The 1,222-nt window shown below is 69.4% G+C and carries 2 protein-coding genes; both read left to right on the plus strand.

Features of this window, described 5'->3' with window-relative positions:
- A partial coding sequence (locus ACWDX9_RS63460) for a winged helix-turn-helix domain-containing protein (protein WP_449973479.1) occupies positions 1-393 on the plus strand: 393 nt, incomplete at its 5' end.
- Positions 394-401: 8 nt separating this feature from the next.
- On the plus strand, positions 402-1,222 hold an 821-nt coding region (locus ACWDX9_RS63465; protein WP_449973480.1), incomplete at its 3' end, for a HAMP domain-containing protein.

Below are 1,222 nucleotides of genomic sequence, written 5' to 3' on the forward strand. Positions count from 1 at the left end.
GCCGACGATTATGTGGTCAAGCCGGTGCAGCCCAGGGTGTTGGAGGCGCGTATTCGGGCGGTGTTGCGGCGGATCGGCCGGGATCAGGCGGAGCTGGAGCGGTATGGGGAGCTGACCATTGATCGGGCCGGGTTGGTGGTGGCCCATCGTGGGGTGGTGGTGGGTCTGGCTCCGACCGAGTTGCGGTTGTTGCTGGAGTTGTCGGCTGCGCCGGGTCGGGTGTACAGCCGTCAGCAGTTGCTGGAGTCGGTGTGGGAGCACGGGTATTTCGGTGACTCGCGGCTGGTGGACGCGTGTGTGCAGCGGTTGCGGGCGAAGATCGAGGACGACTCGGCGGCGCCTGTCTATGTGCAGACGGTGCGTGGGTTCGGGTACCGGTTCGGGCCGGTGTGAAGCGGCTGGTGGCAGCTTGGCCGGGCCTGGGGCTGCGTGCCCGGTTGTTGTTCGCGTTCGCGTTGCTGTGCGTGGTCACCGCGGCGGCGGTGGCCGGTGGGATGTACGTTCAGGCCCGCAATGACATCCTGCAGCGGACCCAGGATGCCGCGGTGCAGGCGATGAAGAGCCGTCTGGAGGCGGTCTTCCCGTTGCGGAGCGCGGCGCCGGACGCGGGCGAGCTCGGCAGGATCGCCGGGACCGTGGCGGACGGGGAGAACGACGCGGTCGCCGTCTACCACGAGACGCGCTCACCGGCCGGCCCCGGCCGGCCATGCCTGCCTTTCGGCAGGCCATGCCGCCAGGGTCTGGATCCCCGGATGATTCCCCAGGGGCTGCGGCGGGAGGTGGCCGACGGCGACATCGCGTGGCAACGCGTGGTGTGGCAGGACGGGCCCCAGCTGATCATCGGCACGCCGTTGCTGATCGTCGAGCCGGGCCAGAAGACGCGGGCCTCCGGCATCGAGGTCTACACCGTGCACAGCCTGGCTCCCGAACAGCGCAGCATCGACCAACTCGCCGCGTCCGCCTGGCTCATCGGCGTGGCGGCCCTGGCGTTCGCGGTCATCCTGGCATCGCTGGCCACCCGCGGCGTGCTACGCCCGGTACGCGAACTCGGCCACGCGGCACGCCTGCTGGGCCAAGGCGAACTACGGACCAGAATCGCGGTCCACGGCTCCGACGAGCTGGCCGAAGTGGCACGCACCTTCAACAACACCGCCGCCGAACTCGAACGACACGTCAAACAACTACGCGAGATGGAAGCCGACGCCCGCCGATTCGTCGCCGA

Source organism: Nonomuraea sp. NPDC003201, from assembly GCF_053590415.1.